Source organism: Porphyrobacter sp. THAI-01a (assembly GCF_056868655.1).
In genome coordinates this window covers 1,499,672-1,517,186 of sequence record NZ_CP180579.1, presented here as the reverse complement: position 1 = coordinate 1,517,186, position 17,515 = coordinate 1,499,672, and the positions used below count along the sequence as shown (strand labels likewise).

Annotated in this window: 21 protein-coding genes; 3 read left to right on the top strand and 18 right to left on the bottom strand. The window is 66.2% G+C overall.

Annotated features, from left to right (window positions below; all coding sequences use genetic code 11):
• Positions 1 to 10 precede the first annotated feature (10 nt).
• The 17 genes from nuoL to ACMX37_RS07295 form a co-directional block, all read right to left on the bottom strand.
• Positions 11 to 2,071, bottom strand: a complete 2,061-nt coding sequence (gene nuoL, locus ACMX37_RS07375) for an NADH-quinone oxidoreductase subunit L (RefSeq protein ID WP_483148205.1) — start codon at positions 2,069 to 2,071, stop codon at positions 11 to 13.
• 7 nt (positions 2,072 to 2,078) lie between these two features.
• Positions 2,079 to 2,384, bottom strand: a complete 306-nt coding sequence (nuoK, locus tag ACMX37_RS07370) for an NADH-quinone oxidoreductase subunit NuoK (protein ID WP_088914408.1) — start codon at positions 2,382 to 2,384, stop codon at positions 2,079 to 2,081.
• Positions 2,381 to 3,004 carry an NADH-quinone oxidoreductase subunit J gene (locus ACMX37_RS07365; protein WP_483148204.1) on the bottom strand — a complete coding sequence of 208 codons (624 nt, stop codon included), beginning with the start codon at positions 3,002 to 3,004 and terminating at the stop codon, positions 2,381 to 2,383. Before ACMX37_RS07365 ends, nuoK begins: the two co-directional genes overlap by 4 nt.
• Before the next feature lie 141 nt (positions 3,005 to 3,145).
• Positions 3,146 to 3,634 carry an NADH-quinone oxidoreductase subunit NuoI gene (nuoI, locus tag ACMX37_RS07360; protein ID WP_088914409.1) on the bottom strand — a complete coding sequence of 163 codons (489 nt, stop codon included), beginning with the start codon at positions 3,632 to 3,634 and terminating at the stop codon, positions 3,146 to 3,148.
• The gene (gene nuoH / locus ACMX37_RS07355; protein WP_483148203.1) at positions 3,631 to 4,764 is read right to left on the bottom strand and encodes an NADH-quinone oxidoreductase subunit NuoH; all 1,134 of its coding nucleotides are present in this window, start codon (positions 4,762 to 4,764) and stop codon (positions 3,631 to 3,633) included. Before nuoH ends, nuoI begins: the two co-directional genes overlap by 4 nt.
• Entirely contained in the window at positions 4,761 to 6,776 is a 2,016-nt protein-coding gene (gene nuoG / locus ACMX37_RS07350; protein ID WP_483148202.1) for an NADH-quinone oxidoreductase subunit NuoG, read from the bottom strand. The genes nuoH and nuoG overlap by 4 nt, the downstream gene beginning before the upstream one ends.
• Positions 6,776 to 7,063 carry a hypothetical protein gene (locus tag ACMX37_RS07345; protein ID WP_483148201.1) on the bottom strand — a complete coding sequence of 96 codons (288 nt, stop codon included), beginning with the start codon at positions 7,061 to 7,063 and terminating at the stop codon, positions 6,776 to 6,778. Before ACMX37_RS07345 ends, nuoG begins: the two co-directional genes overlap by 1 nt.
• Positions 7,060 to 8,352, bottom strand: coding sequence for an NADH-quinone oxidoreductase subunit NuoF (gene nuoF, locus ACMX37_RS07340; protein ID WP_483148200.1), 1,293 nt, complete (start codon positions 8,350 to 8,352; stop codon positions 7,060 to 7,062). Before nuoF ends, ACMX37_RS07345 begins: the two co-directional genes overlap by 4 nt.
• The gene (locus ACMX37_RS07335; protein ID WP_157696568.1) at positions 8,352 to 8,528 is read right to left on the bottom strand and encodes a hypothetical protein; all 177 of its coding nucleotides are present in this window, start codon (positions 8,526 to 8,528) and stop codon (positions 8,352 to 8,354) included. The genes nuoF and ACMX37_RS07335 overlap by 1 nt, the downstream gene beginning before the upstream one ends.
• On the bottom strand, positions 8,525 to 8,668 hold the full coding sequence (locus ACMX37_RS07330; RefSeq protein WP_483148199.1) for a hypothetical protein: 144 nt from the start codon (positions 8,666 to 8,668) through the stop codon (positions 8,525 to 8,527). Before ACMX37_RS07330 ends, ACMX37_RS07335 begins: the two co-directional genes overlap by 4 nt.
• 1 nt (position 8,669) lies before the next feature.
• Positions 8,670 to 9,338, bottom strand: coding sequence for an NADH-quinone oxidoreductase subunit NuoE (nuoE, locus tag ACMX37_RS07325; RefSeq protein ID WP_483148198.1), 669 nt, complete (start codon positions 9,336 to 9,338; stop codon positions 8,670 to 8,672).
• Positions 9,331 to 9,504, bottom strand: coding sequence for a hypothetical protein (locus ACMX37_RS07320; RefSeq protein ID WP_483148197.1), 174 nt, complete (start codon positions 9,502 to 9,504; stop codon positions 9,331 to 9,333). Before ACMX37_RS07320 ends, nuoE begins: the two co-directional genes overlap by 8 nt.
• Complete coding sequence (locus ACMX37_RS07315) at positions 9,501 to 10,712, bottom strand: NADH-quinone oxidoreductase subunit D (protein WP_483148196.1); 1,212 nt, start codon at positions 10,710 to 10,712, stop codon at positions 9,501 to 9,503. Before ACMX37_RS07315 ends, ACMX37_RS07320 begins: the two co-directional genes overlap by 4 nt.
• The gene (locus tag ACMX37_RS07310; RefSeq protein WP_483148195.1) at positions 10,709 to 11,500 is read right to left on the bottom strand and encodes an NADH-quinone oxidoreductase subunit C; all 792 of its coding nucleotides are present in this window, start codon (positions 11,498 to 11,500) and stop codon (positions 10,709 to 10,711) included. The genes ACMX37_RS07315 and ACMX37_RS07310 overlap by 4 nt, the downstream gene beginning before the upstream one ends.
• Positions 11,501 to 11,510: 10 nt before the next feature.
• Positions 11,511 to 12,050 (bottom strand): NuoB/complex I 20 kDa subunit family protein, encoded by a 540-nt coding sequence (locus ACMX37_RS07305; RefSeq protein WP_206073190.1) that lies wholly within the window; start codon positions 12,048 to 12,050, stop codon positions 11,511 to 11,513.
• 35 nt (positions 12,051 to 12,085) lie between these two features.
• Positions 12,086 to 12,460 (bottom strand): NADH-quinone oxidoreductase subunit A, encoded by a 375-nt coding sequence (locus tag ACMX37_RS07300; RefSeq protein ID WP_285711221.1) that lies wholly within the window; start codon positions 12,458 to 12,460, stop codon positions 12,086 to 12,088.
• 143 nt (positions 12,461 to 12,603) lie between these two features.
• The gene (locus tag ACMX37_RS07295) at positions 12,604 to 14,055 is read right to left on the bottom strand and encodes a coniferyl aldehyde dehydrogenase (protein WP_483148194.1); all 1,452 of its coding nucleotides are present in this window, start codon (positions 14,053 to 14,055) and stop codon (positions 12,604 to 12,606) included.
• 137 nt (positions 14,056 to 14,192) lie between these two features.
• On the opposite strand from ACMX37_RS07295, the gene ACMX37_RS07290 reads away from it, so the two are divergent.
• A complete protein-coding gene (locus ACMX37_RS07290) occupies positions 14,193 to 15,389 on the top strand; it encodes an acetyl-CoA C-acyltransferase (protein ID WP_483148193.1) in 1,197 nt (398 codons plus the stop codon).
• Between the two features lie 74 nt (positions 15,390 to 15,463).
• Positions 15,464 to 15,871: a hypothetical protein gene (locus ACMX37_RS07285; RefSeq protein ID WP_483148192.1), complete on the top strand. Its 408-nt coding sequence runs from the start codon at positions 15,464 to 15,466 to the stop codon at positions 15,869 to 15,871.
• 27 nt (positions 15,872 to 15,898) lie between these two features.
• On the opposite strand, the gene ACMX37_RS07280 is transcribed toward ACMX37_RS07285, so the two are convergent.
• Positions 15,899 to 16,396, bottom strand: a complete 498-nt coding sequence (locus tag ACMX37_RS07280; protein WP_483148191.1) for an SH3 domain-containing protein — start codon at positions 16,394 to 16,396, stop codon at positions 15,899 to 15,901.
• 96 nt (positions 16,397 to 16,492) lie between these two features.
• Between ACMX37_RS07280 and ACMX37_RS07275 the strand changes: the two genes are divergently transcribed.
• Entirely contained in the window at positions 16,493 to 17,506 is a 1,014-nt protein-coding gene (locus ACMX37_RS07275; protein ID WP_483148190.1) for a 2-hydroxyacid dehydrogenase, read from the top strand.
• Positions 17,507 to 17,515: the final 9 nt, after the last annotated feature.

Sequence of the window (17,515 nt, the reverse complement as noted above, 5' to 3'; positions counted from 1 at the left end):
AAGCGCGCTCCTAAAGCAGAACGTAGGTGACAGCGGCGACCAGCCCGAGGAGCATGATCAGCGCATAGGTGTAGACGTAGCCCGACTGGATCGACTTGGCCGCGGTGGCGCTGCGATCGACCACCCAGGCGATCCCGTTGGGGCCGAAGCGGTCGATCGTGCCGACATCGCCGAGCTGCCAGAACCAGCGACCGAAGGCGAAGGCGGGCTTCACGAAGATCGCGTCATAGAGCTCGTCGAAGTACCACTTGCGATAGACGAAGTTGTGCAAGGCCCCGAAGCTGGCGACGAACCTGCCCGGGATGTCCGGCTTGGCGATATAGGCGAGGTAGGCGCCCGCAAAGCCGAGGATCATCACCACGAAGGCGGTATACTTCACCCAGTAGGGCACCGCGTGCATCGCGTGGATCAACGCCTCGTTGTAGAAGATCGAGCCGTTCCAGAAGGCCGCGCTGTCGAGGAAGGCGGGCGCGAAGACCTGCCCTGCCGCGATCGCGCCGAGGGTCAGGATACCGAGCGGGATGAGCATCGACACCGGGCTCTCGTGCGGGTGGTAGCCCGCCGTGCCCTCGTGATCGTCCGGCGAGGGGACATCGTGCACCGCATCGTGTCCGGCATGCTCCTGCCTCGGCGCATTGTGGTGGTCACCGTCGTGGTGGCCGTCATGCACCGCGTGCTGGATGTGCTCGGACTGCGCCCAGCGTGGGCGGCCCCAGAAGGTGAGGAACATCAGGCGCCACGAATAGAAGCTGGTGAGCAGCGCCGCGCCCGCGCCCGCCCAGAAGGCGGCCTGCCCGGCCCCGTTGCCGCGCGCGAAGGCGACTTCGAGGATCGCGTCCTTCGACCAGAAGCCCGCAAAGCCCGCGCCGAGGTGATAGACCCCGAGTCCCGTGATGGCGAGCGTGCCCGCCAGCATGGCGTAGAAGGTGAGCGGGATGTGCTTCCGCAGGCCGCCATAGTAGCGCATGTCCTGCTCGTGGTGCATCGCGTGGATCACCGAGCCCGCACCAAGGAACAGCAGCGCCTTGAAAAAGGCGTGGGTGAAGAGGTGGAACATCGCCGCGCCGTAGGCGCCGACGCCCGCGGCAAAGAACATGTAGCCGAGCTGCGAACAGGTCGAATAGGCGATCACCCGCTTGATGTCCCACTGCGTCGTGCCGATCGTGGCGGCGAAGAAGCAGGTGGCGGCGCCGATGATGGTGACGATCATCAGCGCGGTCGGGGCGGTCTCGAACATCGGCGAGAGGCGGCACAGCATGAACACGCCCGCCGTCACCATGGTCGCGGCGTGGATCAGCGCAGAGACCGGCGTCGGGCCTTCCATCGCGTCGGGCAGCCAGGTGTGCAGGCCGAGCTGCGCGCTCTTGCCCATCGCGCCGATGAACAGGAGGATGCACAGGATGTCCATCGTGTAGAGGCGCATCCCGACGAAGGTGATCGTCGACCCGCTCATGGCGGGGGCAGCGGCGAGGATTTCGGGGATCGAGGTCGTCTGGAACACCAGATAGGTGCCGAAGATGCCGAGCATGAAGCCGAGATCGCCGACGCGGTTGACCACGAAGGCCTTGATCGCCGCGGCGCCCGCCGAGGGCTTCCTGAACCAGAAGCCGATGAGGAGGTAGGAGGCAAGGCCCACCCCTTCCCACCCGAAGAACATCTGGACGAGGTTGTCGGCCGTCACCAGCATCAGCATCGCGAAGGTGAACAGCGAGAGGTAGGCGAAGAAGCGCGGCTGGTCCGGGTCTTCCTCCATGTACCCCCAGGAATAGAGGTGCACGAGCGCCGACACGGAGTTGATCACCACCAGCATGATCGCGGTGAGGGTGTCGACCCGCAGCGCCCAGTCGAAGCTGAGCGTGCCGCTCTCGACCCACTTGAGCACGGGCACGACCGCAGCGGTTTCCGTCCCGCCGAGGAAGCCGAGGAAGATCGGCCACGAGAGGCCCGCCGAAAGGAACAGCGCGCCGGTGGTCACGGACTTGGCCGCGACGTTGCCGATCATGCGGTTGCCCAGCCCTGCGACGAGGGCAGCCACCAGCGGCGCGAAAACGATGATAAGGATCGGATGCATCGGAGCCTTACCCCTTCATCCGGTTGATGTCGTCGACCGCGATCGAGCCGCGGGTGCGGAAGTAGATCACCAGGATCGCAAGGCCGATGGCGGCCTCGGCGGCGGCGACGGTCAGCACCAGCATGGCGAAGACCTGGCCGGTCAGGTCCTGGAGGAAGGCGCTGAACGCGACGAGGTTGATGTTCACCGCGAGCAGGATCAGCTCGACCGCCATCAGGATGACGATCACGTTCTTCCGGTTGAGGAAGATCCCCAGCACGCCCAGCACGAACAGGATCGCGCCGACGGTGAGATAATGTTCGATGCCGATCACAGCTCGACCCCCTGGCCCACTTCGGGGCTCTTCATGACGGTTGCATCTTCCGGGCGGCGACGGATCTGCTTCGACACGTCCTGCCGCGCACGGGCGCCGGGCTTGGGCGGCTGGAAGGTCAGCACGATCGCGCCGATCATCGCGACCAGGAGGATGATCCCCGCGATCTCGAACAGCGCGATGTAGCGGCCATAGAGCAGCGCGCCCAGAGCCTCGATGTTGGAGGTGCCCGCCGCCTGCACCGCGCTGCCATCGGCGGTGCCGAGGGTCAGCCCGCCGGCGTTGTAGGCGCCCACGCCCAACAGCAGCTCGGCGAGCAGCACCGCGGCGATCAGCAGCCCCAGGGGCGCGTTGCGGCTGAAGCCTGCGCGCATGGCGGCGAAGTCGATGTCGAGCATCATCACGACGAACAGGAACAGCACCGCGACCGCGCCGACATAGACGATCACCAGCAGCATCGCGATGAACTCGGCGCCGAGCAGCACCATCAGGCCGGCCGCGTTGAAGAAGGCGAGGATCAGCCACAGCACCGAGTGCACGGGGTTCCTCGCCATCACGACCATGACGGCGCTGGCGACGACGATGGTCGCGAAGAAGTAGAAGGCGATGGCCTGTATCATGGCTTTACTCCGCCGATCCGTCGTCCCGGCGAAGGCCGGGGCCAGAAAGCGGCTATGTGATCCCTTAGTCCAAGCTGGATCCCGGCCTGCGCCGGGATGACGACGTGTTATTCGTTAGACCCCAATTCCGTCCGGCGCGCCCTAGCGATAGGGGGCGTCGGCTTCAAGATTGGCCGCGATGGCCCTTTCCCATTTGTCACCATTCGCAAGCAGCTTGGCCTTGTCGTAAAGCAGCTCCTCGCGGGTTTCGGTCGAATATTCGAAGTTCGGCCCCTCGACGATCGCATCGACCGGGCAGGCTTCCTGGCAGAAGCCGCAATAGATGCACTTGGTCATGTCAATGTCGTAGCGGGTGGTGCGGCGGCTGCCGTCCTCGCGCGGTTCGCTCTCGATGGTGATCGCCTGCGCGGGGCACACGGCCTCGCACAGCTTGCAAGCGATGCAGCGTTCCTCGCCGTTCGGATAGCGCCGCAGCGCATGCTCGCCGCGGAAGCGGGGCGAGAGCGGGGCCTTCTCGAAGGGGTAGTTGATCGTCACCTTGGGCCTGAAGAAATACTTCAGCGTCAAGGCGTGGGCCTTGAGGAATTCCCAGAGGGTGAACGACTTGATGAGGTGGGAGACGGTGGTCATGACTGGCCTCTCACAGCGGTCTGCTGCGCGGGGTTGGACTGGACGAATTCGGCGGGCGAAGCGGCGGTCTCGGCCGGGCTGAACCGGTCGAAATGCCCCGTCGCCATCAGGTAGCCGCTGGTCGCCGCCACGAAGAGCAGGCTCATCGGCAGGAACACCTTCCACCCGAGGCGCATCAGCTGGTCGTAGCGGTAGCGCGGCACGGTCGCCCAGATCCAGCTGAACATGAAGAAGAACACGAAGGTCTTCAGCAGGAACCAGATGATCCCCGGCACGGCGTAAAGCGGCGCCCAGTCGATCGGCGGCAGCCACCCGCCCCAGAACAGCAGGGTGTTCAGCGAGCACATCAGCAGGATGTTGGCATACTCGCCGAGCCAGAACAGCGCGAAACTCATCGAGGAATATTCGGTCTGGTAGCCCGCGACGAGCTCGCTCTCGGCCTCGGTGAGGTCGAAGGGCGCGCGCGCGGTTTCGGCCAGCGCCGAGATGAAGAACACCACCCACATCGGGAAAAGCAGCGGGTGGATCGCGTAGGCGTTGATGAGGCCCAGCCCGAAGCCCTGCTGCGCGTTCACGATCCCGCTGAGGTTGAAGGTGCCGGCAAACAGCACGACGCACACCAGCACGAAGCCGATCGAGACCTCGTAGGAAATCATCTGCGCCGAGGCGCGCATTGCCGAGAAGAACGGGTACTTGGAGTTCGACGCCCACCCGCTCATGACGACGCCGTAGACGCCCATCGAGCTGATCGCGAGGATATAGAGCAGGCCGACATTGATGTCTGAGAGCACCACGCCCGCATCGAAGGGGATCACCGCCCAGGCCGCCAGCGCGACCGTGAAGGTGATGATCGGCGCGATCAGGAAGATGCCCTTGTTCGCCGCGCTCGGGATGATCGTCTCTTGCAGGAAGACCTTGAGCCCGTCCGCGAAGGACTGCAGCAGGCCGAAGGGGCCAACCACGTTCGGGCCACGGCGCAACATGATCGCGCCGAGCACCTTGCGGTCGACATAGATCACCATCGCCACGGAGAACATGACGAGCAGCGAGATCACGATGATCCCGGTCAGCGTCGCGACGGTCCAGGCCCATTCGTAGGGCAGGCCGAGGGATTGGAAGAAGGCGGTCATTCCGCGGCCTCCCTGATGTCAGCGCCGTGCAGCAGCTCGTCCGAGCAGCGCTGCATCACCTCGCTCGCGCGGGCGATGGGGTTGGTGAGATAGAAGTCCTTGATCGGATAGCCCGCGATCTCGCCCTCGAACTTGGCGGAGCTGTCCGCCTTGGGGAGCGCGCCGTAATCCGCGAGGCCCTCCTCGCCCAGCGCAGGCGCTGCGGCGATCATCCTGGCCTGAAGCTCGGCGAAGCTGTCGAAGCCGACGCTGACGCCCAGCGCATCGGCCAGCGCGCGCAGGATCGTCCAGTCCTCGCGCGCATCGCCGGGGGCGAAGACCGCCTTTTCGGCGAACTGCACCCGGCCCTCGGTGTTGACGTAGGTCCCGTCCTTCTCGGCGTAGGATGCGCCCGGCAGGATGATGTCGGCGTGATGCGCGCCCTTGTCGCCGTGGTGGCCGATATAGACCTTCAGCGACCCTGCGTAGGGCGCGTAGTCCATCTCGTCCGCGCCGAGGCTCAGGAGAACCTTCGGCGAAGCGGCGGCGATGTCGCCCATGCCGCCCGGCAGCGTGAAGCCGAGCATCAGCGAGGCCATGCGCGCCGCCGAGATGTGCAGCACGTTGAAGCCGTTCCAGCCCTCACGGACCAGATTGAACTTGTCGACCAGCTTCAGCGCCGCGGGAAGCGCGCCCTTGGCGAGCGCCGCCGCGCCGACGATCACCGCCGGGCGCTGGGCCGACTTCATGACGTCGCCCAGCTCCTTGGGGATGCGGTTGAGGAGCTTGAGATCGCTGCCGAGGAAGGTCGCCGGATAGGTCGGGTCCCATTCGGGGCCGATGATGTAGACCTTGGCCCCCGCCTTCACCGCCTTCCTCAGGCGCACATTGAGCAGCGCCGCTTCCCAGCGGACATTGCTGCCGACGATCAGGATCGCGTCAGCCGTCTCGATCCCGGCGAAGGTGCTGTTGAAGTTCACCGCCGCGAGGTTCGACACGTCATAGGTCATGCCGGTCTGGCGCGCCTCGGTGAGGTTCGAGCCGCAGGCATTGACCAGCGCCCGGGCCGCGAACATCGTTTCGGCATCGACGAGGTCGCCCGCAACCGCCGCGATGCTGGCCTTGTCGCCCTCAAGAGCACCCGCGATCATCCCGAATGCCTCGGCCCACTCGGCGGGCTGGAGCTTGCCGTCACGGCGCACCCACACGCGGTCGAGGCGGCGCTTGGTCAGCCCGTCGACCTGGTAGCGGCCCTTGTCCGACAGCCACTCCTCGTTGACGTCGTCGTTGATCCGCGGGAGCGCGCGCATGACTTCGCGGCCCTTGGAATGGAGCGTGATGTTGGCACCCACCGCGTCCGAGACGTCGATCGAGAGGGTCTTCTTCAGCTCCCACGGCCGCGCCTCGAAGGCATAGGGCCGCGAGGTCAGCGCACCGACCGGGCACAGGTCGATCACGTTCGCCGAAAGCTCATGTGCCGCCGCCTTCTCGAGATAGGTGGTGATCTGCATGTCCTCGCCGCGGTAGAGCGCGCCGATCTCGTCCACGCCCGCGATCTCCTCGGAGAAGCGCACGCAGCGGGTGCAGTGGATGCAGCGGGTCATGATCGTCTTGATCAGCGGGCCCATGTATTTCTCGGTCACCGCGCGCTTGTTCTCGTGATAGCGCGAGCCGCCGCGGCCATAGGCGACCGCCTGGTCCTGCAGGTCGCACTCGCCGCCCTGGTCGCAGATCGGGCAGTCGAGCGGGTGGTTGATGAGCAGGAACTCCATCACCCCCTCGCGGGCCTTCTTGACCATCGGGCTATCGGTGCGGATTTCCTGGCCCTCGGTGGCGGGCAGCGCGCAGGAGGCCTGGGGCTTGGGCGGTCCGGGCTTCACCTCGACGAGGCACATGCGGCAGTTGCCGGCGATGGAGAGGCGCTCGTGATAGCAGAAGCGCGGGATTTCCTTGCCGGCAAGCTCGCAAGCCTGCAGCACGGTCGCGCCCGCGGGAACCTCGATTTCCTGACCGTCTACGGTGACTTTAGGCATTATCGAATGACCTCAATGTCTTTCCAGCAAAGCGAGGGCGTCGTCGTGTAGGGACCGACCATCCGGATACCCCAACCTTTTTCAATCAATTCAGCCGCTTCCTCTAAGGTCGCCACTGAACGAGAATTGGGGAGCCGATTGTAGTGGCGCTTTCCATCTTCCCCGAGGACGCCCTCAGGAGAGAAAAGACGATACAAGCCGTCGCTGTGCTTATGGGGCCGCCGTTCTTCCACCAAGCCCTTACGCGGGCCACGGTCGAAAACGTGCTTCTTACGAATAATCGTCACTCCGCCGCCTCCGCGAACTTCGCGTTGTGCTCGTTGATGCGCCGTTCGAGCTCGGGGCGGAAGTGGCGGATGAGGCCCTGGATCGGCCACGCGGCGGCATCGCCCAGCGCGCAGATGGTGTGGCCCTCGACCTGCTTGGTCACCTCGTGGAGCATGTCGATCTCCTCGATGGCCGCATCGCCGGTGCGCAGGCGCTCCATCATGCGCCACATCCAGCCCGTGCCCTCGCGGCAGGGGGTGCACTGGCCGCAGGACTCGTGCTTGTAGAAGTAGGAGAGGCGGCTGATCGCGCGGACGATGTCGGTCGACTTGTCCATGACGATGACCGCCGCCGTGCCGAGGCCCGAGCCCAGTTCCTTGAGCCCGTCGAAGTCCATCGGCGCGTTGCGGATCTGCTCGGCGGGGACCAGCGGCACGGACGAGCCGCCGGGGATCACCGCGAGGAGGTTGTCCCACCCGCCGCGGATGCCGCCGCAGTGCTTCTCGATCAGCTCCTCGAAGGAGATGCTCATGGCCTCTTCGACGACGCAGGGCTTTTCCACGTGGCCGGAGATCTGGAACAGCTTGGTGCCCTTGTTGTTCTCGCGCCCGAAGCTTGAGAACCACGCCGCCCCGCGCCGCAGGATGGTGGGGGCGACGGCGATGGACTCGACGTTGTTCACCGTGGTGGGGCAGCCATAAAGGCCCGCGCCCGCCGGGAAAGGAGGCTTCAACCGCGGCTGGCCCTTCTTGCCCTCGAGGCTCTCGATCATCGCGGTCTCTTCGCCGCAGATATAGGCGCCCGCGCCGCGGTGCATGAAGACGTCGAAATCGTAGCCCGACCCGCAGGCGTTCTTGCCGATCAGCCCGGCGTCATAGGCCTCGGAAATCGCCTTCTGGAGCGTCTCGGCCTCGCGGATATATTCGCCGCGGATGTAGATGTAAGCCGCGCGCGCACGCATCGCGTAGCCCGCGACCAGCGCGCCTTCGACCAGCTTGTGCGGATCGTGGCGGATGATCTCGCGGTCCTTGCACGAACCGGGTTCGGATTCGTCGGCGTTGATGACGAGGAAGCTCGGCCGCCCGTCGCGGCTTTCCTTGGGCATGAAAGACCACTTCAGCCCCGTCGGGAAGCCCGCCCCGCCCCGCCCGCGCAGGCCGGAAGCCTTGATTTCCTCGATGATCGCGTCCTGCCCGCGCGCGAGCAGCGCCTTCGTGTTGTCCCAATCCCCGCGCTTCTGCGCCGCCTTCAGGCTCCAGTCCTGAAAGCCGTAGAGGTTGGTGAAGATGCGGTCCTTGTCAGCCAGCATCACTGCATTCCCTTGTTCTTGGCGCGCTTGATGCGCACCAGCGAAATCACCTGGAAAACGAGGCCTAGGCCCATCACGATCACGCCCATCTCATAGGGCCCGGTAACGGTCAGCACGGCGCCCAGCGCAAAGCCGGTGAGGCCGAGGATCGCGAGGAGAAGCGTCAGCGGGTTCATCCGATCGCTCCCGACTGCCACAGGCCGGCCAGCACCGCGATAATCAGCAGGATCACCCCCACGCGCACGAGGCCCATCAGCACCTTGTAGGCGATGAAGGCCAGCAGCAGCGCGCCGAGGATGGATGCGACCGCTTCCACCTTACCACTCACCTCGGTAGTCGTGGTTCTCCGTCACCATGTCCTTGAGCGTGGTCGGCCCGCCCGAAGGCTCGGAGGTGTGACGCCCGGGCTCCTGCGTGCCAGTCTTGGGCTGCTGGCCCGCGGCAAGCGCATCGAGCACCGCATCGAGGCGTTCCGGCGTCAGGTCCTCGTAGTTGTCGTCGTTGATCTGGACCATCGGCGCGGTGGCGCAATTGCCCATGCATTCGACCTCGGTGAGGGTCCAGAGGCCGTCCGCAGAAACCCCGCCCTTCACCATTCCGCGCTTCTTGCAGGCGGCCATGATGTCGTCGCTCCCGCGCAGCATGCAGGGCGTGGTGCCGCACACCTGCACGTGGAATTTACCCACGGGCTTGAGGTTGTACATGAAGTAGAAGCTGGCGACCTCGAGCACGCGGATCACCGGCATGTCGAGATATTTCGCGACATATTCGATCACCGGCAGCGGCAGCCAGCCCTGCGTGTCAGTCTCCGCACCGACCTGCCGCTGGGCGAGATCGAGCAGCGGCATCACCGCCGAACGCTGACGCCCCTCGGGATACTTGGCGATATGCCAGTCGGCGGTTTTCTTGTTCTCCGGAGTCCACGCGAAGCCGCCCCAGCGGGCGCGCAGTTCGGGAGTGTCGGGAGCGGGGGTACGGTCAGCCATGGTCGTGATTCTTCTTCAGACTGGCGTTGATGGCCAGGATTGATGCACCAAGCGCAATGCACACCGCCCCGATGGCTGGCCAACTGATGACGAACATCAAAATTCCCACCGCGAACATCACGATGGCCATCCCGACCATAAACGAGCGCCAAGCTTGAAGTTTCACCGGTCACACTCCCCGAACACCACGTCGATCGCGCCGAGAATGGCGGTCGCATCCGGCAGCATGTGGCCCTTGGACATGAAGTCCATCGCCTGGAGGTGCGAGAAGGCCGTGGGCCGGATCTTGCAGCGGTAGGGCTTGTTGGTGCCGTCGCTGACGAGATAGACGCCGAACTCACCCTTGGGACTCTCGGTCGCGACGTAAACCTCGCCCGCGGGCACGTGGAAGCCTTCGGTGTAGAGCTTGAAGTGGTGGATCAGCGCTTCCATCGACTGCTTCATCTCGCCGCGCTTGGGCGGCACGACCTTGGTGTCGGTGGAGGCAATCGGCCCGCCCGGCATGTCGCGCAGGCACTGCTTGATGATCTTCGCGCTCTCGTAGACTTCCTTCACGCGCACCATGAAGCGGTCGTAGCAGTCCGAATTGGTGCCGACGGGGATGTCGAACTCCATGCGGTCATACACGTCATAGGGCTGGCTCTTGCGCAGGTCCCACGGGATGCCGGCGGCGCGGATCATCGGGCCCGAGAAGCCCCACGCAATCGCGTCCTCGCGGCTGACAACGGCGATGTCGACGTTGCGCTGCTTGAAGATGCGGTTGTCCATGACGAGGCTCATCGCGTCCTCGAACAGCTGGAAGAAGCGGTTGTCGAGCCAGTCGCCGATGTCGACCAGCAGCTTCTCCGGCACGTCCTGATGGACGCCGCCCGGGCGGAACCACGCGCTGTGCATCCGCGCGCCGGACGCCCGCTCGAAGAAGTTGAGGCAGTCCTCGCGCAGGTCCATGATCCACAGGTTCGGCGTGAAGGCGCCGACGTCGAGGATGTGCGCCCCCATGTTGAGCATATGGTTGCAGATGCGGGTCAGCTCGGCGAACAGCACGCGCAGGTATTGGGCGCGCAGCGGCACCTCGAGGTTCAGCAACTTCTCGATCGCGAGCACATAGGAGTGCTCCATGCACAGCGGCGAGCAATAGTCGAGGCGGTCGAAATAGGGCAGCGCCTGAAGATAGGTCTTCTGCTCGATCAGCTTCTCGGTGCCGCGATGGAGCAGGCCGACATGGGGGTCAATCCGCTCGATCACCTCGCCGTCCAGCTCCATTACCATGCGCAGCACGCCGTGCGCGGCCGGGTGCTGGGGGCCGAAGTTGATCGTGTAGTTGGTGATGACCTCGCCCTCGGTGGTGGGCGACTGTTCGAGTTGCATGCTCATCGGCCACCCTCCTTCGAGGTGGGATCGGGGGCACCGGGGGCGTCCTTGCCGGTGTCCTTCTGCTCGGGCCCCGGCGGCGAGACGCGCGTGGCGGCGGCCTTGTCGGCGTCCTTGCCCGCGCCGGTCTGGGCCGGGCTATCGGTGGTCTTGGGCTCGGCGACCGGCGGTGCGCCGCGCGATTTCTCGTCACCCGGCAGCACGTAGTCCGCGCCTTCCCAGGGGCTGAGGAAATCGAAGGTCCGCATTTCCTGCGCCAGCACGACGGGTTCGTACACCACGCGCTTTTCCTCCTCGGAATAGCGCAGTTCGGTGTAGCCCGTCATCGGGAAGTCCTTGCGGAACGGGTGCCCCTCGAAGCCGTAGTCGGTGAGGATGCGGCGCAGATCGGGGTTGCCGGCGAAGGTCACGCCGAACATGTCAAAGACCTCGCGCTCAAGCCAGCCCGCGTTGGGCCACAGGGTCGTCACGGTCGGCACCGGCGTGTCCTCAGAAGCCGAGCACTTCACCATGATGCGGTGGTTCTTCGTCAGGCTCTGGAGCATGTAGACTACCTCGAACCGCTCCTCGCGGCTCGGGTAGTCGGCCCCGGCGATTTCCATCAGCTGCTGGTAGGCGTGATCGTCGCGCAGGATGCGCAGCACCTTTTCCACCGCATCGCGCTGGATGCGGAAGATCACCTCGCCGTGGGCCTCATGCGCCTCTACCAGCCAGACGCTGATGGTCTCGCTGATGGCGTCGATCACGCCCTCGTTCGAAGCGAACTTCGGGGCGGAGTGGAGAACAGCCATGTCCTGACCCTTACCTCTCGATCGTGCCGACGCGGCGGATCTTCCGCTGCAATTGCATGACGCCGTAGAGCAGCGCCTCGGCGGTCGGCGGGCAGCCGGGGACGTAGATGTCGACCGGCACGATGCGGTCGCAGCCGCGCACCACCGAATAGGAATAGTGGTAATAGCCGCCGCCATTGGCGCAGCTGCCCATGCTGATCACATACTTGGGGTCCGACATCTGGTCGTAGACCTTGCGCAGCGCCGGAGCCATCTTGTTGCACAGCGTGCCCGCGACGATCATCACGTCCGACTGGCGCGGGGAAGCGCGCGGCGCGGCGCCGAAACGCTCCATGTCGTAGCGCGGCATGTTGACGTGGATCATCTCGACCGCGCAGCAGGCGAGGCCGAAGGTCATCCACCACAGCGAGCCGGTGCGCGCCCACTGGAACAGCTCTTCGGTCGAGGTGACGAGGAAGCCCTTGTCGGTGACCTCGGTCTGGAGCGCCTTGAAGAAATCGGCATCGGGTGCGCGCACCTCGCCGCCCTGAGCGGTCGCGAGCTTCGACATGTCCGGAAGTCCCTGGGGAGGAGAAACGATATTGGTCATTCCCAGTCCAACGCCCCTTTCTTCCATTCATAGGCAAGGCCGACCGCGAGGATGAACAGGAACACCATCATGCCGCTCCATCCGATCCAGCCCGTCTTTCCGAGGCTCACCGCCCAGGGGAACAGGAAGGCGGCCTCGAGGTCGAAGACGATGAAGCTGATCGCGACGAGGTAGAAGCGCACGTCGAACTGGCTGCGCGCGTCCTCGAAGGCGGGGAAGCCGCACTCGTATTCGGACAGCTTCTCCGCATCCGGATTGTGCACGCCGGTCAGGCGCGACACCGCCATCGGCGCCACGACGAACAGCACCGAGAGCCCGAGGGCGACAAGCACGAATAACAGTATCGGCAGATACTGGCTGAGGTCGATCACAGCGATGTCCAAGCTATTAATCCCTGGCGCCGCCCTAGGCTTCTAGCGCGCGGCGCGCAAGGGTGCGACTCGGGGAAAACCCCTCAGGAATGTTGCAGGAAATCGAACAAAGGTTGCGGGAAACCGCCTGCCTTGCCCTTGCCCTACTTCATCATCCGCGCCGCCGCCTGCTCGGTCGCCTTGCCGTAGGGCGGCTTGAGCCCGCCGAGCTTGGCGATGTCGATCTTGGGCTGGTGGTAGACCGCGCGGGCATGGCTGAACTCGCGGAAGCCTTCGATGGCGTGGTAGCTGCCCATGCCCGAGGGCCCGACCCCGCCGAACGGCAGGTCCTCCATCGAGACGTGGAACACCACGTCGTTGGTCGTCACCCCGCCCGAGATGGTGCGGGTCAGCACCCGCTCCTGCTCCGCCCGGTCCTCGCCGAAATAGTAGAGGCCGAGCGGGCGGTCGTGCTCGTTGATGTAGTCGACCGCCTGATCGACCGCCCTATAGGTCATCACCGGCAGGACAGGGCCGAAGATCTCCTCCTGCATCACGGTCATGGCGTCGTTGACGTTGCGCAGCACCGTGAGCGGCATCTTGCGCTGGTTGGCATTGGTGAAATCCTCGCCCGCCGGGTTCACCTCGATCACCTCGGCGCCCTTGTCGCGCGCGTCGGCGACGAGGCCCTGCAGCCGCTCGAAATGGCGGTCGGAGACGATCGAGGCGTAGTCGTCATTGTCGAGCAGGCGCGGATACATCGCCGCCGCAGCGCCGGTGACGCCGGCCACCGCCTCGTCGGCCTTGTCCTCGGGCACCATCAGGTAATCGGGCGCGAGGCAGATCTGGCCTGCGTTCATCATTTTGCCGATGGCGATACGCTCGCCCGCCTTGGCGAAATCGGCGCTGCGGCCCATCACCACCGGCGACTTGCCGCCCAGTTCGAGCGTGACCGGAACGAGGTTCTCGGCCGCCGCCTGCATCACCCGCCGCCCGGTGGCAGTCGAGCCGGTGAAGACAAGATGGTCGAAGGGCAGCGAGGAGAACGCCCCCGCGACCTCCGGCCCGCCGGTGACCACCGCCACTTCCTCGAGCGCGAAATACTCGGCGGTGAGCTGCGCCATCAGCTCGCTGGTGCGCTCGGTGAACTCGGACGGCTTGATCATCGCGCGGTTGCCCGCTGCCAGCACCTGCATCAGCGGGCCGAAAGCCAGCTGCACCGGGAAGTTCCAGGGCGAGAGAATGCCGATCACCCCCTTGGGCTCGTAACGCAGCTCCGCCTTCGCGCCGAGCAGGCCGAGCGGGAACTGCACCTTGCGCTTTTCCGTCTTCGCCCAGCCATCCATGTGCTTCAGCGCATGATTGCCCGCGCCCACCGTCGCGGCGATGTCGGTCAGCATCGACTGGTGCATCGAGCGGCTGCCGAAATCGGCGCTCATCGCCTTGGCGAATTCCTCGCCGTGGTCCTTCACCAGCGCGATCGCGCGGCGGATGCGGTCCTTGCGCTGGCTCATCGGCTCGGGGCGCGAGGCGGTGAAGGCGGCGCGCTGGCGCGCAAGAAGGCTCTCGAGTTCTGCGCGGCGATCGTCGGCCATGTCGTTCTCCCAATCGGACATATGCGTTTTGATTTGCGACGCGTTGTCGCGCAAAGCGCCGCCCGACGCAAGCGCGACACCTTGGACCAATTGCCATTACTGCAATGCAGCATTACATGGCCCCCGACACCCACACCCGTCAGGCAAGGAACAACGCCATGAGCCAGCTGTCCCCCTCCGATCCGATCGTGATCCTTTCCTACGCCCGCACCCCGATGGGCGCGATGCAGGGCGCGCTGGCCGAGGTCGCCGCGACCGATCTCGGCGCGGTCGCGGTCAAGGCTGCGGTCGAGCGGGCAGGCGTTTCGGGCGAGGACATCGACCGCGCCTACATGGGCTGCGTGCTGCCGGCCGGGCTCGGCCAGGCCCCGGCGCGCCAGGCCGCGATCAAGGCGGGCCTTCCGCTCTCGGTCGAGGCGACCACCGTCAACAAGGTCTGCGGCAGCGGCATGCAGACCGTCATCATGGGCAGCGAGGCTTTGGCGAGCGGCACCGTCGACGTGGTCGTCGCGGGCGGCATGGAGAGCATGACCAACGCGCCCTACCTGATGAAGAAGCACCGCTCGGGCGCGCGCATGGGTCACGACACGGCCTATGACCACATGTTCCTCGACGGGCTGGAAGACGCCTACGAGCCGGGCCGCGCGATGGGCACCTTCGCGCAGGAGACCGCCAACGCCTACCAGATGACCCGCGAGGAGATGGACGCCTACACCATCGAGAGCCTCGCCCGCGCCAACAAGGCGATCGCCAGCGGCGCCTTCGCGGACGAGGTCGTTCCGGTGACGGTGAGCACCCGCGCCGGCGATGTCGTGGTCGAGCATGACGAGCAGCCCGGCAAGGGCCGCCCCGACAAGATCCCGCAGCTGAAGCCCGCCTTCGCCAAGGACGGGACGATCACCGCCGCGACCTCCTCTTCGATCTCGGACGGTGCCGCCGCGCTGGTCCTGACCCGCGCGAGCGTCGCCGAGGAGAAGGGCCTCAGCCCCGTTGCCCGCGTCGTCGCGGTCGCCGCCCATGCCCAGGCCCCGGCCCAGTTCACCACAGCGCCGATCCCGGCGATCCAGAAGGTGCTGGCGAAGGCCGGCTGGGGCGTGGACGATGTCGACCTGTTCGAAGTCAACGAGGCCTTCGCCTGCGTCGCGATGTTCGCGATGCGCGATCTCGGCATCCCGCACGAGAAGATCAACGTCAACGGCGGCGGCACCGCGCTCGGCCACCCCATCGGGGCGAGCGGCGCGCGGATCATCGTCACGCTGATCAATGCGCTCAAGACCCAGGGCAAGACCCGCGGCGTCGCCTCGCTGTGCATCGGCGGCGGGGAAGCGACCGCGGTCGCGGTCGAGCTGGTCTGACGGTCGGATTTGGCGCTGCGCCAACCTTCGTGATACACCCCCTTCCGGGTCGCAAGACCAGAGGGGGAAACATCATGAAGAAATTGGCGATCATCGCGGGCCTCGGCCTGCTTGCGGCTTGCAGCAAGCCGGCACCGAGCGAGCCTGCCGCGGAAGAGACCGTGGCCGCGCCCGAAGCGGCTGCGGCGACCACGGCGAACGGATCGGCCGCGGGCACCTACACTGTCGTCACCGCCGACGGCACCACAGCCACCAGCGTGCTCAACGCCGACGGCACCTTCACGGATACCGCCGCGGACGGAACGGTCGCGGAAGGCACCTGGGCGGTGGTCGACGGGAAGACCTGCTTCACCGGCAAGGAAGAGGGCGCGAAGCCCGAATGCTGGACCGAAAGCGCGCCGGGCGCCGACGGTTCCTTCACCGCAACCTCGGACAGCGGCGAGACCATCACCGTGAAGCCGGCACCCGCCGCAGCGGGCTGACGGACGGCAGACAGGCCGGGCGGCGCGCTACTCGTCGCCCGGCAGGTCCTGCGATCCCCACAGGCGCGCGGCGCTGATCCAGCCCCGGCGGCCGGCGATATCGACCTCGCACCAGCCCTCGCGGCATTTCTTCATCCGCGCGACAACGCCCGGTGCGGCGCGCCACTTGATGGCGGCGGCCCCGGAGGCGGCGGCGCGCACCTCGGCGGTGCCGGAGCCGGTCACCATCCCGCCGCGCGCCGGATCGAGCTGGTTCTGCGAGATCCACCCCTGCGTGCCCTCGTGGTCCTCGACCAGGCGCCAGCCCTCGCGGATGCGCACCACCTTCACCGGCAGGCCCTTGCGCTTGTAGACCCAGGTGATCGGATACTCGACGCTCGGCCCGACGCGCATGTTGACCTCGTCGTAGCGCAAGGTCGCCCAGTAGGGCAGCTGCCGGTCCTGCGCCCATGCCGGAGCGGCGGCGAAGACCATGGCGGCCAGCGCGGCAAGGCCCGGAGCGGCGAACTTTCGGAAATCCCTCATCGCCGCGACGATAGCGTCCAAGCCCTTGCGGATTCAACCCTCGCCGACACATCCGCGCCTTGACCGCGCGGGGCCTCAGGCATTAGCCCACAGCCCATGACCCAGCGCCCCCCTCGCCCGCTTGCCGCGCCTGCGCGCGTGATCGTCACCCGCCATCTGGTGCCCGCCGTCGAGGCGCGGATGCGCGAGCTGTTCGACGTGGTGCTGAACGAGGCGGACGTGCCGCTGACGCGCGACCAGCTCGCCGCGGCGATGCAGGATTGCGACGTGCTGGTGCCGACCGTCACCGACCGGATCGATGCCGATCTGATCGCGGGCGCGGGCGAGCGGCTGGGCCTCATCGCCAATTTCGGGGCGGGGACAGAGCATATCGATCTGGCCGCCGCAGCCGAACGCAAGATCATCGTCACCAACACCCCGGGCGTCTTCACCGACGATACCGCCGATCTCGCCATGGCGATGATCATCGGGGTGCCGCGCCGCATCCGCGAGGGCACCGCACTCGTCAGGCGCGGCGAGTGGACGGGCTGGACGCCTTCGGGGCTGCTCGGGCGAAAGCTGGCGGGCAAGGTGCTCGGCATCATCGGCATGGGCCGGATCGGCCAGGCCGTCGCCCACCGCGCCCGCGCCTTCGGGCTGGAGATCGCCTATTACAACCGCAAACGCCTGCCCGAGGCGCTGGAGCGGATGCTCGGCGCGCGCCACGTCGAAAGCGTCGATGCGCTGATGGCCGAGGCTGACATCCTCACCCTCCACTGCCCGCTGACCGAGGAGACCCGCCACCTCGTCGACGCGCGGCGGATCGCGCTGATGAAGCCCGGCAGCAGCATCGTGAACACCGCGCGCGGCGAATTGCTCGATCAGGAGGCGCTGATCGCGGCACTGCAATCGGGCCACCTCGCGGGCGCCGGCCTCGATGTCTATCCAGACGAGCCGAACGTCGACCGCCGGTTGATCGATCATCCCAATGTCATGACCCTGCCGCACATCGGCAGTGCCACGGCAGAGGGCCGCGAGGATTCGGGCCACAAGGTCATCGCCAACATCCGCATGTGGGCCGACGGCCACCGCCCGCCCGATCAGGTGCTGACGGCGCTGGTGCGGGGCTAGGCGCCCCGC

Bases quoted from the DNA above. Each gene is read 5' to 3' on its own strand.
- ACMX37_RS07275 (WP_483148190.1), top strand. From the start codon at position 16,493: ATGACCCAGCGCCCCCCTCGCCCGCTTGCCGCGCCTGCGCGCGTGATC.
- ACMX37_RS07290 (WP_483148193.1), top strand. From the start codon at position 14,193: ATGAGCCAGCTGTCCCCCTCCGATCCGATCGTGATCCTTTCCTACGCC.
- ACMX37_RS07280 (WP_483148191.1), bottom strand. From the start codon at position 16,396: ATGAGGGATTTCCGAAAGTTCGCCGCTCCGGGCCTTGCCGCGCTGGCC.
- nuoI (WP_088914409.1), bottom strand. From the start codon at position 3,634: ATGACCACCGTCTCCCACCTCATCAAGTCGTTCACCCTCTGGGAATTC.
- ACMX37_RS07310 (WP_483148195.1), bottom strand. From the start codon at position 11,500: ATGGCTGTTCTCCACTCCGCCCCGAAGTTCGCTTCGAACGAGGGCGTG.
- nuoG (WP_483148202.1), bottom strand. From the start codon at position 6,776: ATGCCTAAAGTCACCGTAGACGGTCAGGAAATCGAGGTTCCCGCGGGC.
- nuoH (WP_483148203.1), bottom strand. From the start codon at position 4,764: ATGACCGCCTTCTTCCAATCCCTCGGCCTGCCCTACGAATGGGCCTGG.
- ACMX37_RS07305 (WP_206073190.1), bottom strand. From the start codon at position 12,050: ATGTCGAAGCTCGCGACCGCTCAGGGCGGCGAGGTGCGCGCACCCGAT.
- ACMX37_RS07315 (WP_483148196.1), bottom strand. From the start codon at position 10,712: ATGAGCATGCAACTCGAACAGTCGCCCACCACCGAGGGCGAGGTCATC.
- nuoE (WP_483148198.1), bottom strand. From the start codon at position 9,338: ATGGCTGACCGTACCCCCGCTCCCGACACTCCCGAACTGCGCGCCCGC.
- nuoL (WP_483148205.1), bottom strand. From the start codon at position 2,071: ATGCATCCGATCCTTATCATCGTTTTCGCGCCGCTGGTGGCTGCCCTC.
- nuoF (WP_483148200.1), bottom strand. From the start codon at position 8,352: ATGCTGGCTGACAAGGACCGCATCTTCACCAACCTCTACGGCTTTCAG.
- ACMX37_RS07335 (WP_157696568.1), bottom strand. From the start codon at position 8,528: ATGAACCCGCTGACGCTTCTCCTCGCGATCCTCGGCCTCACCGGCTTT.
- ACMX37_RS07365 (WP_483148204.1), bottom strand. From the start codon at position 3,004: ATGATACAGGCCATCGCCTTCTACTTCTTCGCGACCATCGTCGTCGCC.
- ACMX37_RS07285 (WP_483148192.1), top strand. From the start codon at position 15,464: ATGAAGAAATTGGCGATCATCGCGGGCCTCGGCCTGCTTGCGGCTTGC.
- ACMX37_RS07295 (WP_483148194.1), bottom strand. From the start codon at position 14,055: ATGTCCGATTGGGAGAACGACATGGCCGACGATCGCCGCGCAGAACTC.